This is a genomic window from Rothia nasimurium (genome assembly GCF_928381705.1).
GTDB lineage: Bacteria > Actinomycetota > Actinomycetes > Actinomycetales > Micrococcaceae > Rothia > Rothia nasimurium_G.
This window is the reverse complement of the sequence record NZ_CAKMSR010000003.1, coordinates 43071-65505: the sequence shown is the minus strand read 5'-3', so window position 1 is coordinate 65505 and position 22435 is coordinate 43071. Positions and strand designations below refer to the sequence as shown.

At 61.0% G+C, this 22435-nt stretch carries 19 protein-coding genes; 8 read left to right on the top strand and 11 right to left on the bottom strand.

The features are described from left to right. Positions 1–84: 84 nt before the first annotated feature. Complete coding sequence (locus L6762_RS03560; protein WP_237185615.1) at positions 85–843, bottom strand: helix-turn-helix transcriptional regulator; 759 nt, start codon at positions 841–843, stop codon at positions 85–87. A 154-nt stretch (positions 844–997) separates the two neighbouring features. Between L6762_RS03560 and L6762_RS03555 the strand changes: the two genes are divergently transcribed. From L6762_RS03555 to L6762_RS03545, 3 genes are read left to right on the top strand one after another with little or no spacing between them, the layout of a single operon-like run. Beyond that, positions 998–2017: an ABC transporter ATP-binding protein gene (locus L6762_RS03555; protein ID WP_237185764.1), complete on the top strand. Its 1020-nt coding sequence runs from the start codon at positions 998–1000 to the stop codon at positions 2015–2017. Continuing rightward, positions 2014–2781, top strand: a complete 768-nt coding sequence (locus L6762_RS03550) for an ABC transporter permease (protein WP_237185614.1) — start codon at positions 2014–2016, stop codon at positions 2779–2781. The genes L6762_RS03555 and L6762_RS03550 overlap by 4 nt, the downstream gene beginning before the upstream one ends. A gap of 41 nt (positions 2782–2822) precedes the next feature. Then, on the top strand, positions 2823–4001 hold the full coding sequence (locus L6762_RS03545) for a COX15/CtaA family protein (RefSeq protein ID WP_237185613.1): 1179 nt from the start codon (positions 2823–2825) through the stop codon (positions 3999–4001). Between the two features lie 89 nt (positions 4002–4090). Here L6762_RS03545 and L6762_RS03540 read toward each other — a convergent pair whose 3' ends face one another. Both L6762_RS03540 and L6762_RS03535 read right to left on the bottom strand, forming a co-directional pair. Beyond that, entirely contained in the window at positions 4091–5029 is a 939-nt protein-coding gene (locus L6762_RS03540) for a type IV toxin-antitoxin system AbiEi family antitoxin domain-containing protein (protein ID WP_237185612.1), read from the bottom strand. A 241-nt stretch (positions 5030–5270) separates the two neighbouring features. Then, positions 5271–6230, bottom strand: coding sequence for a heme o synthase (locus tag L6762_RS03535; protein ID WP_423816782.1), 960 nt, complete (start codon positions 6228–6230; stop codon positions 5271–5273). 479 nt (positions 6231–6709) lie between these two features. On the opposite strand from L6762_RS03535, the gene tkt reads away from it, so the two are divergent. The 5 genes from tkt to pgl all read left to right on the top strand — a co-directional run bounded on the left by tkt (position 6710) and on the right by pgl (position 13422). Then, the gene (gene tkt, locus L6762_RS03530; RefSeq protein WP_237185611.1) at positions 6710–8821 is read left to right on the top strand and encodes a transketolase; all 2112 of its coding nucleotides are present in this window, start codon (positions 6710–6712) and stop codon (positions 8819–8821) included. A 26-nt stretch (positions 8822–8847) separates the two neighbouring features. Continuing rightward, on the top strand, positions 8848–9954 hold the full coding sequence (gene tal / locus L6762_RS03525) for a transaldolase (RefSeq protein ID WP_237185610.1): 1107 nt from the start codon (positions 8848–8850) through the stop codon (positions 9952–9954). A gap of 186 nt (positions 9955–10140) precedes the next feature. Then, on the top strand, positions 10141–11676 hold the full coding sequence (gene zwf / locus L6762_RS03520; protein WP_237185609.1) for a glucose-6-phosphate dehydrogenase: 1536 nt from the start codon (positions 10141–10143) through the stop codon (positions 11674–11676). Further along, a complete protein-coding gene (locus L6762_RS03515; RefSeq protein ID WP_237185608.1) occupies positions 11673–12656 on the top strand; it encodes a glucose-6-phosphate dehydrogenase assembly protein OpcA in 984 nt (327 codons plus the stop codon). Before zwf ends, L6762_RS03515 begins: the two co-directional genes overlap by 4 nt. Beyond that, a complete protein-coding gene (gene pgl / locus L6762_RS03510) occupies positions 12649–13422 on the top strand; it encodes a 6-phosphogluconolactonase (RefSeq protein WP_237185607.1) in 774 nt (257 codons plus the stop codon). Before L6762_RS03515 ends, pgl begins: the two co-directional genes overlap by 8 nt. Before the next feature lie 72 nt (positions 13423–13494). Here pgl and secG read toward each other — a convergent pair whose 3' ends face one another. The 8 genes from secG to uvrC form a co-directional block, all read right to left on the bottom strand. Beyond that, on the bottom strand, positions 13495–13752 hold the full coding sequence (gene secG / locus L6762_RS03505; protein WP_237185606.1) for a preprotein translocase subunit SecG: 258 nt from the start codon (positions 13750–13752) through the stop codon (positions 13495–13497). Between the two features lie 74 nt (positions 13753–13826). Next, positions 13827–14603, bottom strand: coding sequence for a triose-phosphate isomerase (tpiA, locus tag L6762_RS03500; RefSeq protein ID WP_237185605.1), 777 nt, complete (start codon positions 14601–14603; stop codon positions 13827–13829). Between the two features lie 113 nt (positions 14604–14716). Continuing rightward, positions 14717–15940: a phosphoglycerate kinase gene (locus L6762_RS03495; protein ID WP_237185604.1), complete on the bottom strand. Its 1224-nt coding sequence runs from the start codon at positions 15938–15940 to the stop codon at positions 14717–14719. 151 nt (positions 15941–16091) lie between these two features. Then, on the bottom strand, positions 16092–17096 hold the full coding sequence (gene gap / locus L6762_RS03490; protein ID WP_237185603.1) for a type I glyceraldehyde-3-phosphate dehydrogenase: 1005 nt from the start codon (positions 17094–17096) through the stop codon (positions 16092–16094). A gap of 302 nt (positions 17097–17398) precedes the next feature. Further along, positions 17399–18379, bottom strand: a complete 981-nt coding sequence (gene whiA, locus L6762_RS03485) for a DNA-binding protein WhiA (RefSeq protein WP_237185602.1) — start codon at positions 18377–18379, stop codon at positions 17399–17401. Positions 18380–18442: 63 nt separating this feature from the next. Continuing rightward, on the bottom strand, positions 18443–19465 hold the full coding sequence (locus L6762_RS03480; protein WP_423817078.1) for a gluconeogenesis factor YvcK family protein: 1023 nt from the start codon (positions 19463–19465) through the stop codon (positions 18443–18445). Further along, the gene (gene rapZ, locus L6762_RS03475) at positions 19465–20355 is read right to left on the bottom strand and encodes an RNase adapter RapZ (RefSeq protein ID WP_237185601.1); all 891 of its coding nucleotides are present in this window, start codon (positions 20353–20355) and stop codon (positions 19465–19467) included. Before rapZ ends, L6762_RS03480 begins: the two co-directional genes overlap by 1 nt. 48 nt (positions 20356–20403) lie before the next feature. Beyond that, a complete protein-coding gene (uvrC, locus tag L6762_RS03470) occupies positions 20404–22392 on the bottom strand; it encodes an excinuclease ABC subunit UvrC (protein WP_237185600.1) in 1989 nt (662 codons plus the stop codon). Positions 22393–22435 lie beyond the last annotated feature (43 nt).

Below are 22435 nucleotides of genomic sequence, written 5' to 3'. Positions count from 1 at the left end.
TGGGTTGGTTTTCACCGAGGTAAGTCGGTGAAATCTTCTTCTCAGTGGCAGGGCCTGCTGGGCATGCCCTGCCGGTGGAAAGTTTTAGGGGGCGGTGTCGCCTGGGGTTTCTTCGGGGTTTGGCGGGGCGGACGCCGGTGGGCGGCCGAGCGGGATGTGGGTGGTGCAGACGTGGGCGCCACCTGCCATGGTGGAGAGTCTGCGCACATCGACGCCGAGGAGTTCGGAGATAATCTCGGTTTCCTGGTCACAAAAGACGGAGAAGTCTTCGGCCAGATCTCGTACGGGGCAGTGCCCCTGGCAGAGCTGGATGGAGGCCAGCAGGTTATCGGGCAGCTTAGACCGCATGCCAACAGCCGGAGCCATTTCGTTGGCGGTGGCAACGAAGCCGTCGCGGGTCATTGCCTCTGCGAGCGCTTCGGCGCGGGCTGAGACGTCATCGCCTGCCGCTTCGACGATGGGGCGGTAGCGCTCTGCCATGTCGTGGGCGCGGGCTGAGGCGAACTGGCGCAGGGCGTCTTCACCGACGGCGTCCTTGAGCATGGTGAGAGCATCGCGGGCAATGTCGAGGTAGTCGTTACCCAGTTCGCTGTGCCCCTGGGGGGCAATGACGTAGCGGCGGGCAGGACGCCCGGCTCCTGCACCGTGCTGGCGGTGGGAGGCAACCTCGATGAGGCCGTTCTTCTCAAGCGCGTCGAGGTGGCGGCGGACGGCTGCCGGGGTGAGGCTGAGCAGTTCACCCAGTTTGGCCGCAGAAACAGGGCCGTGAGTGAGAACTCCCTGGAGCACGCGGTCGCGCGTGCGTTCCTCTGTTTCTGCAGGGCGGGCAGTTTTAGTGGACACAGTTCTGCCTTTCTCTGCGGAATACACAAATAAAGTATGTCGTAATTGTGGCACCTTAAGCTAGTAAGGACTACCTATTTAAGGCAGTACGGCGGCAGGCGTCCGCCCAGAGCCGAAACGAAAGGGCTAGAATAGACGGGTGACGACACACCACCTGCCCCCCAGCCTTAGCCCACGTGAGAGCGCACCTAGTGCGCCCGCGTCCGCCGCTCTCATCATCGAGAACCTGGTCAAGGACTTCACCCCCTCCAAGGACTTTGCCCGCACCCACCCAGAAGCTCTAACCAATGAAGGGCTCAAACGGGCAGTCAACGATCTCTCCCTCACCATTGAACCTGGGCAAGTTACGGTTCTACTGGGAGCTAACGGGGCCGGAAAAACCACCACCCTAGCCTGTGCCCAAGGCCTGCTCAAACCCACCGGCGGTAGCATCTCCCTGCTCGGTCACACCCCCTGGGGGGCCTCCCCTGAGCTGCGTGCTCGCGTGGGCATCATGCTGCAGGACGGCGGCCTACCCCCGTCCGTCCGTCCGCTTCCCCTGCTGCGGCACATCGCCAGCATGTACACCAACCCCCTCGACGTTGACGCCCTAGCAGCCCGACTCGGGATTGATGCCTTTAACGGCACCACCATCCGCAGACTCTCGGGCGGGCAAAAGCAGCGGGTCGCCCTGGCAGCTGCCATCATCGGCCGGCCCGACATTCTCTTTCTCGACGAACCCACCGCCGGCCTCGACCCCCAATCACGCAGCGTCGTTTTCGACATCATCCGCGAACAGCGCGACGCCGGCGTAGCCGTTGTACTCACCACCCACCTGCTCGACGACGCCCAGCGCATCGCCGACTACGTCTACATGATTGAGCACGGCAGAGTCGTACTGGCCGGAACCATGGTCCAGGTGCTAGCCAGCGGGCAGGACGACGCCCGCCGCCTCACCTTTACCGCCCCGCCCGGCATCACCCTTGCAGCCATCTGGCCCGCAGGCGACTCCCCCCTGCACCTGGTCGAAGAGCCCCAGGGTCACTACCAGCTCACCGGCCCGCTCACGGCCCAGCACCTAGCCGACCTCACCGCCTACTGGGCAGCCCAGGGCTACATGCCCGGCGAATTCTCCCTGGCCAACCGAACACTAGAAGACGTCTTCCTCGAACTATCAGGCAGTGATATCCGATGAGCACCACCTCAACAGCAGCACCAGCCCTCACCCGCGTGCTAGCCCAGGGCAAGTTCGAAACCATCGCCATGCTCAAAAACGGTGAGCAGCTCATGCTGAACATCGCCTTCCCCATCATGGGCCTACTGGCTCTTGCCTACACCAGCTTTCTCGACCCCTGGGCGAACCGCTACGGGGTAAGCCGCGTCGACATTGCTGTACCTGGCGTGCTAGCCCTGTGCGTGCTCTCCACCGCGCTCTCAGGTCAGGGTATTGCCACCGGCTTCGACCGCCGCTACGGGGTGCTGCGCTTTATCTCCACCACCCCGCTCGGCAAGGGCGGCCTGATTGCGGGCAAGGTGCTGGCGGTGCTCGCGGTCCTCCTGATTCAGTACCTGCTGGTAGGGGCACTGGGCCAGCTGCTGGGCTGGACGGCCACCGTACCCGGCGTCCTCATGTCCCTACCCACCCTGCTGCTGGGGGCAGCCTGCTTTACCTCCCTAGGGCTACTCATTGCCGGCACCGTGCGCGCCGAAGCAACCTTGGCCATCGTCAACATGGCCTGGGTACTGCTGGCTGCAGCCGGTGGCATTCTCATTCCCACCGACCGCTACCCCACCTGGCTGTCCCCCATCATTGACCTGCTCCCCTCAGCAGCCCTGGGCAACGCCCTGCGAGGGGACTACATCTACCACAGCTTCCTGCTGCTACCCCACCTGATCTTGCTAATAGCAACAGTTCTCTTTGCTGCCCTGGCCACCCGATTCTTTAAATGGTCAGCCTAGCCTGACCCAGACCGTCCGCAACCTTTGTGAAGGAACGCTCCATGCCGACCCCGCACACGCCCACCGCTGGAACCTACCAGCCAACTACCCTGGGTGAACACCTCATCCCCCGCCACTACACCCGCTGGATCAAAAAGACCGCCTGGGCTGTAGCCATTGCCAACATTGTGCTGATTGTTTCCGGCGGTATCGTCCGTCTCACCGGCTCCGGCCTGGGCTGTGACGCCTGGCCCCGCTGCACCTCGGACGGCTCCTGGACCACCACCCCCGAAATGGGCATCCACGGCATAGTTGAATTCGGCAACCGCCTACTGACCTTCGTGCTGGTCGCCGTTACCGTCATCGCCTTCCTGGCGGTGCTGCGGGTGGTATTCCCTGAGCGTCTCTCGTTGGGTCGCTTCATCTGGAGCCTCCTCGTGGGCAGTCGATCCGAGAGCTTCCGCGCTCAAGGGTTAGGCGCCTGGCTCGAGTCGCGCGGCTTTGTCGCCCCCCGCTCCCGCTATTCTGACCTCTTCAACCTGACCCTGCTGCTGCTCTGGGGTATTCCGGTGCAGGCTGTGGTCGGCGGTATTTCGGTCTGGCTGCGCCTCAATCCCTGGATGATTACCGCCCACTACATGCTTTCAGCCCTGATAATCATGATTGCCGGTATCTACCTCAACCGTGTCTACCGCTACTTTGAGGGTACAGCTGCCCGCGAGGGGCTCGTCCCCGCTGCCGCCCCGGCTCATGCCCCAACTCAGGGCGCGGATGCCGGAGCCCCCGCGTCCGCCCACCTCATGCGGGTGCTCGGTTGGGTCGGCGTGGTGCTGGTTGTTGCGCTGATGTTCATGGGCACGGTTACGACGGGTACCGGCCCGCACGCGGGTGACGCCGAGACCCACCGCCACGCTTTTAACCCGGTGTGGGTGACCCGCCTGCACGGTTCTCTTGTGTGGATTTACTGCGCTTCGGTGCTGGGCTTCTTTGCGCTGTGGCGGTCAAAGGGGTGGGCCCCTATCTTTGGGAAGTCTCTGGCCTTTGTGCTGGTGGTGCTGGGCTACCAGGCTATCGTGGGTTACACCCAGTACTTCAACGGGCTGCCAATTTGGCTGGTGGAGATGCACCTGATTGGGTCGGGTGTGTTCGCCCTGGCGGCGTCTTCGCTGTTTGAGCGGCAGCTGGTGCTCTCCTCCCCCGCTGCGCGTGAGAAGGCGGTGGGACGCGTCCGGACGGCGTAGCCTTCCTCCTCCCACCCCCACTCCAAGGGGACCGCAAAACTAAAAAGGGACCGCGTATTATGCGGTCCCTTTTTAGTTTTGCGGTCCCCTTACGCGGGCTGTTTCGCTTTAGCGCCGTACACACGCTGCTGCTGTTCGATAACCCGTTTAATTTCTTTAACAATTTGATGTGGTCGTTGCCTTACGTCGGCCCAGCGATACCGTCGAAACATCCAGCCCTCGTTTTGGAGGAGAGACTCACGATACCGTTCCAGATTTTCCTGATTAACTTGAGTACCAAACTCTGTATATTTGATGTTTCCATCAAACTCAAGGGCAATTTTTAAATGCTTATACCCTAAATCAATCCTGAATGACTTACCGCGCACCTCTACTTGAATCTGCTCATCAGGCCAAGGCAGCCCAGCGCCAACAAGAATCAGCCTCAACAGAGTCTCACCGGGGCTTTCTGCATGTGAACTCATTATCTCGGCAACCCGCCGACACTTGACATAGCCCCATCCGCTGACCTGTTGCAAAGCTGCAGCAAGCACGTCATATGAAACCAACCCCTGATTCAAAGCACTATCCGCAACTACAACAGCGTCCTTATGCGGAAGAAATCGAGCACAATCAATAACTGTTCGGATAACTGAGGTCGCTTTAAGGCCGCTCTCATGCGTTTGAACAGATGGCACTGGAGTGGAGCTATAGTGTTTACGAACCAGCTTGCCGCGTCCCCTCGACTGAACCCGAGTGTGGACATCAACTAGCTCTGGAACATTCAAGATTGCCAGACCATGCAACGTTGCAGCTGCTAAATGAGTAAATATTGTTTCAGGACTTGCCAAAAAGACAGCAATAATATGAGCTCTATACTGCTCATAATATTTCAGGGCTGACCACCACTGTTCATCGCAGTAAACACCGGGCCGTAATCGGTGCAGCTCTCCCTTACGTACTTTAGAACTTAGTGTCGCGTCAGATACTCCGTCGTTCAGCAGCTCATCTCTATGTTTAACGTGTGCAAAAATCTCATCGTTTCTCATGCTATGAGTGTGCTGCCGGCCCGCTCTTAAAGCTACCTCAATGAGGTCTGTGGAAAACTTGCTAGTCGAAGTTCCTTGAATTCCATGAGGTTGGGACTTGCTCAGCAATGAAAACTGGTGAAACCGTGACGGAATTATGACCCGCTATCCACCTTTATCCACAAGGGGACCGCAAAACCAAAAAGGGACCGCATATTATGCGGTCCCTTTTTGAAAATCAGGTCCCCTTGCAGGGAAGGGCTTAGAGCGGGAGCACCGGGCCGCCCACGAAGGGGTCGACCGCCAGAGCAATGAACAGCACGGTCAGGTAGGTGATTGAGCCGTGGAAGACCACCATAGCGGTCCGGCTGGTTGCCTGCTCCGCCAGCGCCAGGCGGTGCAGCTTGTGGCAGTGGTAGAGGAACCAGGCCCCAATCAGCACAGCGGTCGCCGTGTACACCCAGCCAGCGCCGCCCAGGGGCACCAGCAGCAGGGAGCACATCACCATGGCCCAGCCGTACAGCACCACCTGCACCGAAACACTCTTAGCAGAATCGGTAGCGCCCAGCATAGGAATGCCGGCGGCCCGGTAGTCCTCGGCGTACTTCATCGACAGGGGCCAGTAGTGCGGGGGCGTCCAGAGGAAAATCACCATAAAGAGCACCACAGCTGCCCAAGAAATGGTGTTCTCTACAGCCGCCCAGGCGATAAAGACCGGCATGCAGCCCGCCAGGCCGCCCCAGACGATGTTCTGCTTGGTGCGCTTCTTCAGCCACAGGGAGTAGAAGACAACGTAGAGGAAAATCGCGACGACTCCGAGACCGGCAGCCAGCGGGTTCACCAGGAAGTAGAGGTACACGATTGAAACAACCGACAGCACCCAGGCAAAGATAAGGGCTTCCCGGTCGGTCAGCTCGCCGGTGACCAGCGGACGCTTCTCGGTGCGCTTCATCAGTCGATCAGCTTCGCGGTCGATATAGCAGTTGAAGGCGCAGGACGCGCCGGCGGCAAGTGAGCCGCCAATCATGGTGTGGAGCACCAGCCAGAGGTTGGGGAAGCCACCGGCGGCAAAAATCATGGTGGGCGCGGTGGTTACCAGAAGCAGCTCAATAATTTGAGGCTTTGTGAGGTGAATGTAGGCCCTAATTTTGCGACCCAGGGAGACGCGGCCGGGTGCAGGCGCAGCGGGGGTTTGCTGGCCTTCTTCGGTACGGTCGATCACGGTGTTGATGCCATGGCCCTTCACGTATGCTGACTTCCCTTGACTGTTGTGTGTGCAGCTCTTCGGTTCCCCCGCCGGGCGATTCACTATGTGAAATAGGTGGCGGTTTTCGGCGTGTTGGGGTGCGGACGCCGTCTGCGCGCCCGGGTGCCCCTCGCACCGATTTTTTTGGGTGGTGCCCATCACTTTTAGCCAGGGTTGGCCGGTTTGTGAGCACGCCAAAAGAGCTTTTGGTCAAATTACATCGTATAACGCCTACCTACCCCCTGGCTAATAGATTAAGCGCACCCCTAAAGCGGGGGCGTCCGCTGAGAGGCAAACCAAGCCCACATATGCGCAGGTGAACTATCCTGGAAGTAGCGTCTTTTGCCGGTTTTACCGTGTGCTTGTGTGGGCTTGTCCCGCTGGGCGTCGGTGGGCGGGTAGAAGAATAAGTTTGATGAATATTTCTGGGTAGCCAGATTGAGAGAGGACGGCTGATGCCTAACCTGAATCAGAAGCTTGAATGGACCGAGAAAGACCAGCGCGCGGTTGATACCGCTCGCGTGCTTGCTGCGGACGCCGTTGAGAAGGTTGGCTCGGGCCATCCCGGTACCGCGATGAGCCTGGCTCCTGTGGCCTACCTGCTCTTCCAGAAGGTCATGCGTCAGGATCCCCGCGATGACCGTTGGGAGGGTCGTGACCGCTTCATTCTCTCCCCCGGCCACACCTCGCTGACCCTGTACAACCAGCTCTTCCTGGGTGGTTTTGGTCTGGAACTTGACGACATTAAGGCCCTGCGCACCGCTGGCGCCCTGACTCCCGGCCACCCCGAATTTGGTCATACCAAGGGCGTCGAAATCACTACCGGCCCCCTGGGTCAGGGCCTGGCGTCCGCTGTGGGCTTTGCCTACGCCCAGCGTCGCATGCGCGGCCTCTTCGACCCCGAGGCTGCCCCCGGCACTTCCCCCTTTGACCACACCGTCTTCACCATTGCCTCTGAGGGCGATGTGCAGGAGGGTGTAACCGCCGAGGCGTCCGCTCTGGCCGGCCACCAGCAGCTGGGCAACCTGGTCGTCATCTACGACCGCAACCACATCTCCATTGAAGATGACACCGACGTGGCTTTCACCGAGGACGTCGCAGCCCGCTACGAAGCCTACGGCTGGGATGTTGCCAAGGTGGATTGGACCGTTGGCGGCGACTACAAGGAAGATGTCGAAGCCCTTTACGACGCTATCGTTGCAGCCACCAAGGTCACCGATAAGCCCTCCTTCATCGAACTGCGCACCATCATCGGTTACCCCGCTCCCACCAAGCAGAACACCGGTGGTATCCACGGCTCCAAGCTGGGTGCCGACGAAGTTGCAGCCACCAAGAAGGTGCTGGGCTTCGACCCCGAACAGCACTTCGTGGTGGAGCCCGAGATTCTTGAGCACACCCGCGCCCTGGTTGAGCGCAGCGCAGCTGAGCGCGACGAGTGGCAGAAGTCCTTCGATGCCTGGGCTGCCGCCAACCCCGAGCAGGCCAAGCTCTACGAGCGCATGGTTGCTGGCAAGCTGCCCGCCGAACTTGATGAGGCCCTGCCAACCTTTGAGGCTGGCACCTCCATCGCAACCCGCGCGGCATCGGGCAAGGTCATCAACGCAATTGCACCGGTTCTGCCCGAACTCTGGGGCGGTTCTGCTGACCTGGCTGGGTCAAACAACACCACCATCGATACCGAGAAGTCCTTCAACCCCGAGTCCCGCTCCACCAAGAGCTGGACCGGCCACCCCTACGGTCGTGTGCTGCACTTCGGTATTCGCGAGCATGCCGCCGCAGCTATCACCAACGGTATCGCGCTGTCTTCGCCCACCCGTCCTTTCTCCGGAACCTTCTTCGTCTTTACCGACTACCAGCGCCCGGCCGTCCGCCTGGCAGCGCTCATGGGTGTGCCCAACATCTTCGTCTGGACCCACGACTCTATCGGTCTGGGCGAGGACGGCCCCACCCACCAGCCCGTTGAGCACCTGACCGCTATGCGCGCAATCCCCAACCTCGATGTTGTGCGCCCCGCTGACGGTAACGAAACCGCTGTAGCCTGGCGCAAGATTCTGGACATCAAGGACCACCCCGCCGGCCTGGTGCTCTCCCGCCAGAACCTGACCAACGTGGCTCGTGAAGACCTGCACGCGGACGCCGAGGGCGAGAAGTTCGCTTCGGCTAACGGTGCTGCCCGCGGCGGTTATGTACTGGCTGACACCGAGGGCACCCCCGACGTCATCCTCATTGCCACCGGTTCTGAGGTCGAGGTTGCACTAGCTGCCCGCACCCAGCTAGCAGAAGAGGGTATCGCCGCCCGCGTTGTCTCCATGCCCTGCCGCGAGTGGTTCGCAGCCGAGTCTGCCGAGTACCGCGAGTCAGTTATCCCCTCCGCCGTCAAGGCCCGCGTGACCGTTGAAGCCGGCCTGGCCATGCCCTGGATGGACATTCTGGGCGAAGCAGGCCGCGCCGTTTCCCTGGAACACTACGGTGCCTCAGCCTCAGCCGAGGAACTCTTCGCCGACTACGGCTTCACCGCCGAGAACGTCGCAGCCAAGGCCCGCGAGTCCATCGCCGCTGCCCGCTAACAGAACTTCAAGTTAAGGAAAACATTATGACTACCCCCACCCAGAAGCTTTCAGACACAGGCGTCTCCATCTGGCTCGATGACCTCTCCCGCGAGCGTCTCACCAGCGGTAACCTGCAGGAGCTCATCGACACCAAGAACGTGGTCGGCGTAACCACCAACCCCTCCATCTTCGCTGCCGCTCTGTCGAACGGCGCAGCCTACGCCGAGCAGATGAAGAAGCTGGCAGCAGAGGGCACCGAAGCAGAGGCAGCTGGCTTTGCTGCCATGATTGACGACGTACGCGACGCCTGCGACGTGTTTGCCCCCATCTACGAGGCAACCCAGGGCTTTGACGGCCGCGTCTCCATCGAGGTCTCTCCCCTGCTGGCCCGCGAATCAGCTGCAACCCTGGCCCAGGCTAAGGAACTCTACTCAGCAGTTGGCCGTGAAAACGTCATGATCAAGATTCCCGCCACCGAAGAGGGCCTAGAGCCCATCGCTGAGGCCCTGGCTGAAGGTATCTCGGTCAACGTAACCCTGATTTTCTCCCTGGAGCGTTACCGCGCCGTCATCAACGCCTACCTGCTGGGCCTCGAAAAGGCACTGGAAAACGGTAAGGACCTCTCAAAGATCCACTCCGTTGCCTCCTTCTTCGTCTCCCGCGTCGACACAGAGATCGATGCCCGCCTTGAGGCCATCGGCACCGACGAAGCCCTCGCCCTGCGCGGCAAGGCCGGTGTAGCTAACGCCCGCCTGGCCTTCGAAGTCTACGAGCAGGCCTTCTCCTCCGAGCGCTGGGCCCGCCTGGAAGCCGCAGGTGCCAACCGCCAGCGTCCGCTCTGGGCATCCACCGGCGTGAAGAACCCCGCCTACCCCGACACCCTCTACGTCACCGAAATTGCAGCCCCCGGCACCGTCAACACCATGCCCGAGGCAACCCTCAACGCAACCTTCGACCACGCAGAGGTTGCGGGTAACGCTATCGAGGGCACCTACGAGGAATCCACCGAGATCCTCAACCAGCTCGAAGCTGTAGGTATCTCCTACAACGACGTGGTAGAAAAGCTGGAAACCGAAGGCGTTGAGAAGTTCGAGGTCTCCTGGAAGGAACTGCTCGACACCGTCACCGCCGCACTGGCTGACAGCAAGTAGTACCGTTTCACGCTGAGGGTGGGGGTCGTATCCCCCACCCTCACTGCACCCGCTCACCATCACCCCAGCCCGGCGGCAAGCACCTGCCGGCCCGGTGGGCACTAGTACACTAGAACAAGAGAACCGCGGCAGCCCCCACGCCTTTCGCAGCTGCCGCCCCAACCAACCTGTGAAGGATTCACGGCGGTGGCCAACACTCACGATTCAAACCCCCTGCGCGACCCGCGCGACCGCAGACTAACCCGCGTGGCAGGCCCGTCCTCCCTGGTCTTCTTCGGCGTCACCGGCGACCTTGCGCGCAAGAAACTGCTCCCAGCCGTCTACGACCTGGTCAACCGTGGCCTGCTCCCACCGAGTTTCGGCCTGGTGGGCTTCGGACGCCGCGAGTGGAGCCACGAGGACTTCCAGAACGAAGTGCGCGGGCACGTTGAAGCCCACGCCCGCACCCCCTTCCGCGAGGACGTCTGGAACCAGTTCGCTGCCGGCATTCGCTTTGTCACCGGCACCTTCGACTCCGATGAGTCCTTTGAAAAGCTCAAGGCAACCCTGGCAGAGCTCGACGAAACCCGAGGCACCCGCGGCAACCACGCCTTCTACCTGTCAATTCCTCCCAAGGACTTCGACCAGGTACTACAGAAGCTAGCCGATCACGACCTGGCCAACCACAACCAGCACGAGGGGTGGCGCCGTGTGGTTATCGAAAAGCCTTTCGGCCACAACCTCGAAACCGCCCGCGAGCTCAACGCCATTGTTGAGCGGGTCTTCCCCGCCGATTCGGTCTTCCGTATCGACCACTACCTGGGCAAGGAAACCGTGCAGAATATTCTGGCCATGCGCTTTGCCAACCAGATGTTCGAGCCCCTGTGGAACGCCACCAACGTCGACCACGTGCAGATCACCATGGCCGAAGACATCGGCATCGGTACCCGCGCTGGCTACTACGACGGCGTGGGCGCTGCCCGCGACGTCATTCAGAACCACCTGCTGCAGCTGCTGGCACTCACTGCCATGGAAGAGCCCGTCAGCTTCAACGCTGAGCACCTGCGCGCCGAGAAGGCCAAGGTGCTTGAGGCAGTCCAGATTCCCGATGATATTGCCTCAGCCTTTGCCATCGGCCAGTACGCTGCCGGCAACCAGGGCGGTGAAGAGGTCAACGGCTTCTTTGACGAGAACGACATTCCCGCCGACTCCCGCACCGAAACTTTCGCCGCCCTCAAGCTGAACATAAACACCCGCCGCTGGGCGGGCGTGCCCTTCTACCTGCGCGCGGGCAAGCGCCTGGGTCGCCGCGTCACCGAAATTGCCGTGGTCTTCAAGAAGGCTCCCAACCTGCTCTTTGTCGGCAGCGCCGATAGCTCCGGCCAGAATGCGATTGTGATTCGTGTGCAGCCCGATGAGGGAATGACCCTGCGCTTTGCCTCGAAGGTGCCCGGCACCCAGATGGAAATCCGCGACGTCAACATGGACTTTGGCTACTCCCACTCCTTCACCGAAGAGTCCCCCGAGGCCTACGAGCGTCTGATTCTCGATGTGCTGCTCGGTGAGCCCCCGCTCTTCCCCCGCCACGAAGAGGTTGAGCTCTCCTGGAAGATTCTTGACCCCTTCGAAGAATACTGGGAAGAAAACAAAATCAAACCCGAAGCCTACGCCCCCGGCTCGTGGGGCCCGGCTTCAGCCCACGAAATGCTGGAACGCGACGGCCGTGCTTGGAGGCGCCCATGATGAAGAAACTCAAAGACACCACTGTGGGCGAAGTTGCCAAGGAGCTCTCCCGCCTGCGCAGTGAGGAGGGGGCGACCACGTCCTCTCGTGTGCTCACCCTGGTCATTCTGGCCGAGAAGGGCCACTCAAAGACCGCGGTTGAGGCGGCCCTGAAGGCCTCCTACGAGCACCCTTCCCGCATTATCGTGCACATTGATTACGGTCAGGACGCCGAGGACCGCCTCGATGCCCGCATTTACGTGGGTGGCGACGCAGGCGCCTCAGAACTCATCATTCTGCGCGGCTACGGTTCGGCGGCTATTGCCACCGAGTCCCTGATTTCGGGGCTGCTGCTACCCGACTCCCCCATCGTTGCCTGGTGGCCCCACTCGGTTCCCGAAAACCCGGCTGAACACTCCATTGGCAAGATCGCCCAGCGCCGTATTACCGACTCAGCCCGCGCCTACGACCCCCTGGGTGTGTTAGAGAAACTGGCTGCCAGCTACAAGGACGGCGATACCGACCTGGCCTGGATTCGTCTAACCCTCTGGCGCATTCAAATCGCTGCGGTCTTTGACCAGATTGAGCCTGCCCCCGTCAAGCGCGTGGTAGTTTCGGGTTCATCCATGAGCCCCTCGGTGGTCCTGCTCGGTGCCTGGTTAGGTGACCGCCTGGGTGCTGAGGTTCATCTGCGCACCACCGATGTGCAGCGGGGCCTCTACAAGGTGGAGCTAGAACGTGAAGACGGTTCCATCATCATCCACCGCCCTGGCCGTAACATTGCTACCATTTCTTCCCCCGGCGTGCCCGACCAGCAGATTTCTCTGCCGGCCCGCTCCCTGGCTGACTGTCTGGCCGAAGAGCTTCGCCGTCTTGACCCCGATGAGGTCTACGGTGAGGTGCTCAGGTCTGTAGTCTCTAGTGGCAACATCGTGGTGGATGTTAATGTCAATGACGTTCACGATGACAACGCTGATTACACGGAGGTCTACGATGCCTAACCCTGTAGTGGTTCCCCACCGCGATAAGGCCCAGCTCCAGCTGGCCGGCGCCACCCGCATTATCAATGTGGCTGCTACCGCTGTTGCCACCCGCGGCATTGCCCACCTGTCGCTGACCGGCGGCACCATGGGTATTGCGGTGCTAGCGGGTATCACAGAAAGCCCGCTCAAAGAGACCGTGGACTGGTCAAAGGTTCACTTCTGGTGGTCAGATGAGCGGTTCGTACCAAGTGGCCACGCTGACCGGAATGAGCAGCAAGCCAAGGACGCCTGGCTCACCTCCCTGGGGCTACCGGAGGAGAACCTGCACGTCATGGGTGCCTCAGATGTTTTTGACACCCCGGAGGCAGCGGCCGAAGCCTACACCGCTGAGCTGGCTCGCTACGCCCCCGAGGGTGAGGCGTCCCCCCTCTTTGACCTGACCCTGCTGGGTATGGGGCCCGATGGCCACATCGCCTCCCTCTTCCCCGACCGGGCCGAGATTCTAGAGGCTGAGGCCACCGCCCTTGCGGTGCACGACTCCCCCAAGCCCCCACCCACCCGCGTAAGCCTGACCCTGCCGGTGATTAACTACTCAGAGCGCATCTGGTTCCTGGTTGCCGGTAGCGACAAGGCCGAGGCAACTGCCCGCCTGCGGGCGGCGTCCGCTCTGCCTGAAACCCAGCTAACCGCCGAAATCCTCACTCAGACCCCGGCAGCTGGGGCCCGCGGTCTGCTTGAAACCCTGATTCTGGCAACCGAGGACGCCATCGGCTCAGCTTCCTAGAGTTCAGGTATTCAGAGATAAAAAAATTCCCGCCTACCGGTGAACCGGTAGGCGGGAATTTTTGATGTAAGCCTAGATAACAGCAACCTCAGAGAAACGCAGCACCAGGGCGTAACCGATAATCGCAAAGACCCAGAGCAGAATCACTGTGACGGTCAGACGGATTAGGTTTTTAGATGCCATGCCCGAAGAGTTCAGGGAGGTGGTCATGCCACCACCGAACATATCTGAGAGGCCGCCGCCCTTACCGCGGTTCAGTAGAACCAGCAGGATGGTAAGAATGCTCGCGATAGCGATGAGGACCATCAGGATAATCTTGAGGGTTTCCACGCAGAACCTTTCAGTCGGGTTGAAGGGCGTTTCGAAGCGCCATCAATCTACTATACCCCTAGTTAGGGTATTTTTTAGGCCTTGTAACGAGCGATGTTAGCGAATTCGGTGGCGTCGAGGGATGCACCGCCCACCAGTACGCCGTCGACGTCTGCCTCAGCCATAATCTCGGGGGCTGATGTTGCCTTGACGGAGCCGCCGTAGAGAACGCGAACCTTATCGGCGACCTCTGCGGAGTAGAGCTTGGTCAGTTCCTCGCGGATAGCCTTGCTCATTTCCTGGGCGTCAGCTGCGGTTGCAACCTTGCCGGTACCGATAGCCCAGACGGGCTCGTAGGCTACGACCAGGGTCTCAGCCTGTTCTGCGGTCAGGCCCTCGATGGAGCCGCGCAGCTGGTCCAGGGTAAAGTCGACGTGTTCGCCGGCTTCACGCTTGTCGAGGCCTTCACCGACGCAGAGTACGGGGGTGAGCTCGTTGCGGTAGGCAGCCTGTACCTTAGCGGCGCAGACGGCGTCGGTTTCGCCGTGGATGGTGCGACGCTCTGAGTGACCGACCAGCACGTAGGTTGCACCGAGCTTCTTGAGGAAGACACCGGAGATGTCGCCGGTGTAGGCGCCGGAGTCCTGGTCTGAGAGGTCCTGGCCACCGTAGACGATGTTGAGCTTGTCGCCGTCAACGAGGGTCTGTACGGAGCGGATGTCGGTGAAGGGAGGGAAAACGGCAACTTCGGCGGTGTCGTAGTCGAAGTTGGTGTCGTCCAGGGTCCAGGCCAGTTTCTGGAGCAGGGTCACACCTTCGGTGTGGTCCATGTTCATCTTCCAGTTGCCTGCGATGAGGGGCTTGCGAGTCATGGGCTCGTTCCTTTCGCGAAATCTTGAGGTGGGTGGGCAGGACGCGGCGGGTGCGCCCGTCCTGCCCGCTGGCGGGTTAACCGCCGGGTGGCTTACTGCCACGTGGTGTTGTTTTAGGCGCCGAGTGCTTCGAGGCCGGGCAGGGTCTTACCTTCGATGTATTCGAGGGAAGCGCCGCCGCCGGTGGAGATGTGGCCGAACTGGTCGTCTGAGAAGCCCAGGTTGCGCACTGCTGATGCTGAGTCGCCGCCACCGATGATGGAGAATGCCTCTGACTCGACGAGGGCGTCGGCTACTGCCTTGGTGCCGCCTGCGAAGGCTTCAATTTCGAAGACGCCTACGGGGCCGTTCCAGAAGACCAGCTTGGCTTCCTTGATCTTCTGGGCGAAGAGTTCGCGGGTGGCGGGGCCGATGTCAAGACCCTCTGCCTTGGCGCCCAGCTTGCCGCCGGTGAGGTCTTCGATGGGGCGGATTTCGGTGTTAGCGTCGTTGGAGAAGTCATCTGACCAGACGATGTCTGAGGCGATGATGAGTTCGGTACCCTTCTTGGGAGCTTCTTCCATGTAGCGCTTGCAGTTTTCGATCTGGTCTTCTTCCAGCAGGGACTGGCCGATCTCGTAGCCCATGGCCTTGGCGAAGGTGTAGCCCATGCCGCCGCCGATCAGCAGGGTGTCTGCCTTGCCGATGAGGTTGTCGATAACTGCCAGTTTGTCTGAGACCTTAGCGCCACCCATAACAACGACGAAGGGGCGGTCGGGGTTCTTGATGACCTTCTGCAGGACGTCAACTTCGGTCTTGACCAGGTCGCCCAGGTAGGCGGGCAGTTCCTTAGCGATGTCGTACACCGAAGCGTGCTTGCGATGCACAGCACCGAAGGCGTCATTCACGTAGGCGCCGTTCTCGCCGGTCAGGGCTGCCAGCTCTGCTGCGAATTCGGCGCGCTCGGCGTCGTCCTTGGAGGTTTCGCGGGCGTCGTAGCGTACGTTTTCAACAACGAGCAGTTCGCCGTCCTTCAGTGCCTCGGCCTTAGCCTTGGCGTCCTCGCCCACCAGGTCGGTTGCGATGATGACGGGGAAGTCTGCCAGTTCTGCCAGGCGTTCTGCGGCGGGCTTGATGGAGTACTGGGGGTCTACCTGACCCTTGGGGCGACCCAGGTGGGCGGTGACGATGACGCGGGCACCGGCATCGGTGAGCTTCTTGAGTACAGGCAGGGAGGCACGGACGCGGCCGTCATCGGTGACGACGCCGTCCTTGAGGGGTACGTTCAGGTCGGAGCGGACGAGAACGCGGCGGCCTGCTACGCCACCGTCGATGAGCTCTGCGAGAGTCTTTGCCATGGGAGTTTTCATCTCCATTGTTTGTGAGGGTAAATGGGGTGGGCACCAGGGTGGTGCCGGGTATAGGTAAGGGTTAGCGAACCGCGCGTGTGCGCGTCGATTCGCTAACCCTATCCTATTGCTGTCTCATGAAAGACCGGTGGATGACAGCTTAGAGAGCTGCAACTACCTTGTTGGTGAACATGACGAGGCGTGAAACGTAGCCGTATTCGTTGTCGTACCAGGCGATAACCTTGACCTGGTTGCCGATGACCTTGGTCAGGGGTGCGTCGAAGACGGTTGAAACGGGCTCACCTTCGATGTCCTTGGAGACGATGGGCTCCTCGGAGTAGGTGATGATGCCCTTCATGGCACCCTCTGCTGCTTCCTTGACGGCTGCGTTGACTTCTTCAACGGTAACTTCGCGTGAAGCGGTGAAGGTCAGGTCGGTGATGGAGCCGGTGGGGGTGGGGACGCGAACTGCGAAGCCGTCCAGCTTGCCCTTGAGTTCGGGCAGAACCAGGCCAACAGCTGCTGCTGCACCGGTTGAGGTGGGAACCATGTTCAGGGCTGCGGCGCGGGCACGGCGCAGGTCTGAGTGGGGGGCGTCCTGCAGGCGCTGGTCAGCGGTGTAGGCGTGGATGGTGGTCATCAGACCGCGCTCGATACCGAACTTGTCGTTCAGTACCTTAGCCATGGGTGCCAGGCAGTTGGTGGTGCAGGATGCGTTTGAAACGATGTTCATGGTGGCTGAATCGTACTGGTCGTCGTTGACGCCCATGACGAAGGTGCCGTCGATGTTCTTACCGGGTGCAGAGAGGATAACCTTCTTGGCGCCAGCTTCGAGGTGAGCCTTTGCCTTCTCACCGTCGGTGAAGAAGCCGGTGGATTCGAGAACAACGTCTACGCCGAGGTCTGCCCAGGGCAGGTCTGCGGGGTTGCGCTCAGCCAGAACCTTGATTTCCTTGCCGTTGACGGTCAGGCCGTTCTCAGAAACAGCAACTTCGCCGTCGAAGCGACCCATGATGGAGTCGTACTTGAGCAGGTGTGCGAGGGTCTTGACGTCGGTCAGGTCGTTGATAGCAACGATTTCGAAGCCTTCGCCGTGCTGCTGTGCTGCGCGGAAGAAGGTACGACCGATGCGGCCAAAGCCGTTAATAGCTACGCGTACAGTCACTGAAATCAAACTCCTAGATACAGTTAGTGACGTTGGTGGACGAGACGCCGGTTCTGGCGTTTCATCGCCGAACTTGGGAAAACGTGGTTCCTTCAGCTCAAGCGGGTGAGCTCTCGTCCGGTTCGTTAACCATCATACCCTGTTTATGTGAGTTTTGGTGTGTTTCTGTCGGTTTTTTAAGTGGACTTGCGTGTGTTTATGGACGCTTGACCCCAGTTTTGACCTGGAAATATGGGTTTTGTCGGGTGAGAGCATGAGGAAGACCACCCAGTAAAGGGCAAACCAACAAAAACCCACACAGCCTAGTTGAGGTGGTTTGTGCCGTTCACGCCCGCTTCAGTGCCGGGGATTCCACGCTCGGCGGCCCGTTTATCGGCCATGGCAATCAGGCGGCGGATACGGCCGGCGATAGCATCCTTGGTCATGGGTGGTTCAGCCAGGCGGCCCAGTTCGTCTAAGGAAGCCTGCTTGTGGGCAACACGCAGCTCACCGGCGTAGCGCAGGTGCTCGGGTACCTTATCACCCAGGATTTCCAAAGCCCGTTCAACGCGGGCACCGGCGGCGACAGCGGCCTGGGCTGAACGGCGCAGGTTGGCGTCGTCGAAGTTGGCGAGGCGGTTAGCGGTCGCGCGAACCTCTTTACGGGCGCGGCGTTCCCGCCAGTTGTCGAGGGCGTCAACAGCACCCATTCGCTCTAGCAGCAGGGAGATGGTCTCACCGTCGCGCACGACCACCCGGTCTACCCCGCGCACTTCGCGGGCCTTGGCGATGACGTCGAGACGGCGGGCGGCACCGACCAGGGCCAGGGCAGCCTCGGGGCCGGGGCAGGTAAATTCCAGGGCGGACGAACGCCCGGGCTCGGTCAGCGAACCGTGAGCCAGGAAGGCCCCGCGCATGACAGCTTCAGCATCGGCCAGGGAGCCGTTCACCACGGCAGGGGGTAGACCGCGGACGGGGCGGCCGCGTCCGTCTAACAAACCGGTCTGCCGGGCCAGCGCTTCACCGCCCTGATCAACGCGAACAAGGTAGCGCCCGCCCCGGCGCAGTCCACCACCCGAGATAGAGGTAATGGAAGCCTCATGGCCGTACATTTCGGCGATGTTGTAGCGCAGGCGCTCTGCGGTGGTTTCGAGGTCAACTTCAGCTTCGACCACGATTTTGCCTTGCACGAGGTGCAGACCGTTCGTGAAGCGCAAGATTGTGGCTACCTCAGCTTTGCGCACGGATGAGCGCGTGGCTTCGTAGTGTGCCAGCTCTTCTTTGACCGATGCCGTCAGGGCCATGCGGGTCTTCCTCCAAAGTTGTGTCTGCTCTCGTAAGCGCGGGGTGCCGGTGTGTGGTCGGCGTTAGTGTTTGAAGACGTGCTTGTAGGCAGCTGCTAGTTTGAGGGGGTCGTGCACGCCGGGTTGGTCAGCTTCTGCCACATCAGCCCAGAGCACCTTCGCCCCTAGCTGGGCTGCTACATCTTCAAATGTCGTGCTTTCTCCTGCGGCGGCGGGATCAGCGATGACTGTATTAACCCTAATTTCTGGAACGTATTCACGCAAAACGAGCAGGTGGTCTGCGGCACTCATGCCACGGGTTTCTTTGGCGTCAAGTTCGAGGTTCATCACCAGGCAAATCTGGGCGCTGGTGTTGAGTATGGCGTCGCGTAGGCCGGGCAGGAGCAGGTGCGGGAGTAGAGAGGTATAGAAGGAACCTGGCCCCAAGACCACCCAGTCGGCCTCGTGCACCGCGCGGACGGCGTCCGGGCAGGCTTCGATGTTCTCGGGGAGCAGGCGGACCTTGTCCACACGCCCTGCCTTGGCGAGGGTTGCTTGGCCCTGGACAGTATCGCGGAAGGTCACCCCGTGGTCGTTGGTGGTGACGATATCGCCTTCAATAATCAGGGGCGAGGTAGCCATGGGGAGCACGCGCCCGCGGGCGTTAAGCAGGGCCCCGGCCCAGTCCAGCCCGGCGATGGTGTCGTCCAGAAGCTCCCAGAGGGTGACAATCAGCAGATTGCCCAGGGCATGGTTTTCAAGGGCGGTGGGACGTTCGGGGCTGCGGGAGGTGAAGCGGTGCTGCATAACATCGCGCCAGGTGCGCCCCCAGTCGGTGTCGTCGCACAGGGCCGAGAGGGCCATGCGCAGGTCGCCGGGTGGCAGCACGTCCAGCTCTTCGCGGAGCTTACCCGAGGAGCCACCGTCGTCCGCCACGGTCACCACGGCGGTCAGAGCGGTGGTAATGAGCTTGAGGGCAGATAGGGAGCCGTAGAGGCCGTGTCCGCCACCCAGAGCAGTGACGCGCACGGGTAGGTCGTGCCCCTGGGCAGTGACAGGCAGTAGTCCGGTTTCGGGGAACCGGCTCATGCGGGTTGCCTCAGACATTATTCTCGCCCCATGTCGCGGTGGTGCACGGAGATGTTGACATCTTCCATCTCGCTCAGGCGGCGGGCGATTTCTTCGCTTACGGCCACCGAGCGGTGCTTACCGCCGGTGCAACCGATAGCGAAGGTAGCGTAGAGCTTACCCTCACGGCGGTAGCCAGCGATAACGGGCTGCAGGGCAGCGATGTAGTTGCTGATGAACTCTTCAGTGCCATCCTGGGCGAAGACAAAGTCGCGGACGCCTGCGTCCTGCCCGGTCTGGGCCCGTAGGCCGGGTACCCAGTGGGGGTTGGGGATAAAGCGCATATCGGCCATGTAGTGCACATCGGAGGGAGTGCCGTACTTAAAGCCGAAGCTCATGACGGTGATGTTGACCAGGCGTTCCTTACCCGGGGCGTAGGTTTCGCGCACCTTTTTTGCCAGCTGGTGGATGTTCATGCCGGAGGTGTCGATAACGTAGTCGGCTTCCTCCTGCAAGCCAGCGAAGATGCGGCGTTCTTCGGCAATTGCCTCAGCTACAAGACCGCCCTGTTGCAGGGGGTGGGGGCGGCGCTGAGCCTCGTAGCGGGCGATGATGTCCTTATCGGCGGCGTCCATGAAGAGCATGGAGAAATCGATATCTGAGGCACGGAGCTTGTTAATAGCCTCGGGCAGGTCGGCCAGCTGTCGGCGGGCACGAATATCGATGCCCACAGCTACCTTGGGGAGTTTGCCCGGTGAATCCTTGACGAGCTGGGCCAGGGAACCGAGCATCTGAGGGGGAATATTATCAACCACGTACCAGCCCTCGTCTTCGAGGGTGTTGGCTGCGGTGGATCGGCCGGCGCCCGAGATACCGGTGATCACAAGAATTTGCGGCTTGACGGTCTGCTCGCTGGAGTGGGGTGACATGGGTGGGGGTCTCTCGCTTCCACGAATCATTCGGTTGGTACTTCTAGCTTAGTGCACTGCTTCACTCTCGGGTTCATTCCCAGGCCCCGGAGCAAAGCGTTCCCGTATTTTCTGGGCCATAGCGGGGCCAATGCCCGGTACCTCTTGAAGTTCTTCGGCGCTTGCTTCAGAAAGCTGTTTGAGGGAGCCAAAGTGTTTGATGAGGGCTTCGCGTTTGGCAGGGCCCAGCCCAGGTACGGTGTCGAGGGCTGATTTGACCATTTCTTTACCCCGCTTAGAGCGGTGGAAGGTGATAGCGAAGCGGTGGGCCTCATCGCGAATACGCTGAATTAGGTACAAGGCGTTAGAGGTTCTGGGCAGGATGACGGGGAAGTCGTCGCCCGGCAGCCAGAGCTCTTCGAGTCGCTTGGCGATACCGACCACGTAGATATCGGTAATTCCCAGGTCTTCGAGGGCTCTGGTGGCGGCGGCAACCTGGGGCTGGCCACCGTCCACCACCACCAGGTTGGGCGGGTAGGCGAACTTGGCCGGCTCCTTGGTGTGCAGGTCCTCGTCGCTGATTTGACCGGACGCCCGCACCCGGGCCCCTGGGGCCTCGTCAGTGAGATAGCGGCGGAAGCGTCGGTAGATGACGTCGTACATGCTGGCGGTATCGTCACGGGCGGCGTCCCCGGTAATGGAGAACTTGCGGTAATCGCTCTTCTTGGGCAGGCCGTCCTCAAAGACCACCATGGAGGCCACCACGTTAGTGCCCTGTACGTGGGAGATGTCGTAGCACTCGATGCGCATGAGGGCTTCGGGCAGTTCCAGGGTCTCTTGGAGTTCTACCAGGGAGGCTGAGCGGGTGGTGAGGTCCCCTGCCCGGCGGGTCTTGTGCAGGGTCAGGGCCTGTTTGGCGTTCTCGGCAACGGTTGCCATCAGCTCAACCCGGTCGCCGCGCTGGGGCACACTAATGGTCACCTTGGCCCCGCGCACACCCGAGAGCCATTCTTCGAGCTTCTCGTGGTTTTCAGGTAGAACCGGCACGTTGATATGGCGGGGTATCTCGTTGAGGTTGTGGTTGATTTCTTCCTCGGTTGACCCAGCGGCCAGGGCGGCAGCGGCCTCGCCGTAGACCTGAACCAATAGGTGGTCGACCAGGGCTTCGGGGGTGGAGTCTTCGACCTTCTCAACGATCCAGCCCCGCTGGCCGCGAATGCGTCCGCCGCGCACATAAAACACCTGCACCGCAGCTTCTAGGTCATCTTCAACAAAGTTGAACAGGTCGGCATTCACCGAATCGGGCAGCACCACGGCGTTGCGTTCAAAAGCCTTGGTCAGGGCTTCGATGTCATCGCGCAGGCGGGCAGCCTTTTCAAAATCAAAGTCGGCGGCGGCGTCCTTCATCTGCCGAGTCAGGTCGGCAATGAACTTCTCGGCTCCCCCGGCCATGAAGGAGCACAGGTCCTCAGCGATTTTCTGGTGGTCTTCGCGGCTCACCCTACCCACGCAGGGGGCGGCGCACTTGTCGATGTAGCCCAGCAGGCAGGGCCGGTCGGACGCCTGCGCCCGGTTGAAAACGCCGGCTGAGCAGGTGCGCACCGGGAAGACCCGCAAGAGGGCGTCAAGGGTTTCGCGGATAGCCCATGCCTGGGAGTAGGGGCCGAAATAGCGCACCCCCTTCTTCTTTTCCCCGCGCATGACCTGGGCGCGCGGGAAGCGGTCTTTCAGGGTGACAGCCAGGTAGGGGTAGGACTTATCATCGCGGAAGGCGATGTTAAAACGGGGCTTGTATTCCTTGATCCAGGTGTACTCCAACTGCAACGATTCGAGCTCGCTGCCCACCACCGTCCACTCCACCGAGGCGGCCGTGTGCACCATAGCGTAGGTTTTAGGGCTCAGGGAATCTACGCGGGCAAAATAGGAGTTCAGGCGGTTGCGCAGATTCTTGGCCTTACCCACGTAGATAATACGCCCCACCTCGTCGCGGAAGCGGTAGACCCCGGGGTTGGTGGGGATTTCGCCGGACGCCGGGCGGTAGGAGGCAGGATCGGCCACGTGTATCAGGTCCTTTGAGCTAGGTCAGGAGCGGCAGGAGCCT

Coding starts and splice junctions, on each gene's coding strand:
- whiA (WP_237185602.1), bottom strand. CDS start 18,379: ATGGCCCTGACGGCATCGGTCAAAGAAGAGCTGGCACACTACGAAGCC.
- L6762_RS03550 (WP_237185614.1), top strand. CDS start 2,014: ATGAGCACCACCTCAACAGCAGCACCAGCCCTCACCCGCGTGCTAGCC.
- L6762_RS03540 (WP_237185612.1), bottom strand. CDS start 5,029: ATGAGAAACGATGAGATTTTTGCACACGTTAAACATAGAGATGAGCTG.
- tal (WP_237185610.1), top strand. CDS start 8,848: ATGACTACCCCCACCCAGAAGCTTTCAGACACAGGCGTCTCCATCTGG.
- tkt (WP_237185611.1), top strand. CDS start 6,710: ATGCCTAACCTGAATCAGAAGCTTGAATGGACCGAGAAAGACCAGCGC.
- tpiA (WP_237185605.1), bottom strand. CDS start 14,603: ATGACTCGCAAGCCCCTCATCGCAGGCAACTGGAAGATGAACATGGAC.
- L6762_RS03495 (WP_237185604.1), bottom strand. CDS start 15,940: ATGGCAAAGACTCTCGCAGAGCTCATCGACGGTGGCGTAGCAGGCCGC.
- pgl (WP_237185607.1), top strand. CDS start 12,649: ATGCCTAACCCTGTAGTGGTTCCCCACCGCGATAAGGCCCAGCTCCAG.
- rapZ (WP_237185601.1), bottom strand. CDS start 20,355: ATGTCACCCCACTCCAGCGAGCAGACCGTCAAGCCGCAAATTCTTGTG.
- L6762_RS03480 (WP_423817078.1), bottom strand. CDS start 19,465: ATGTCTGAGGCAACCCGCATGAGCCGGTTCCCCGAAACCGGACTACTG.
- L6762_RS03545 (WP_237185613.1), top strand. CDS start 2,823: ATGCCGACCCCGCACACGCCCACCGCTGGAACCTACCAGCCAACTACC.
- L6762_RS03515 (WP_237185608.1), top strand. CDS start 11,673: ATGATGAAGAAACTCAAAGACACCACTGTGGGCGAAGTTGCCAAGGAG.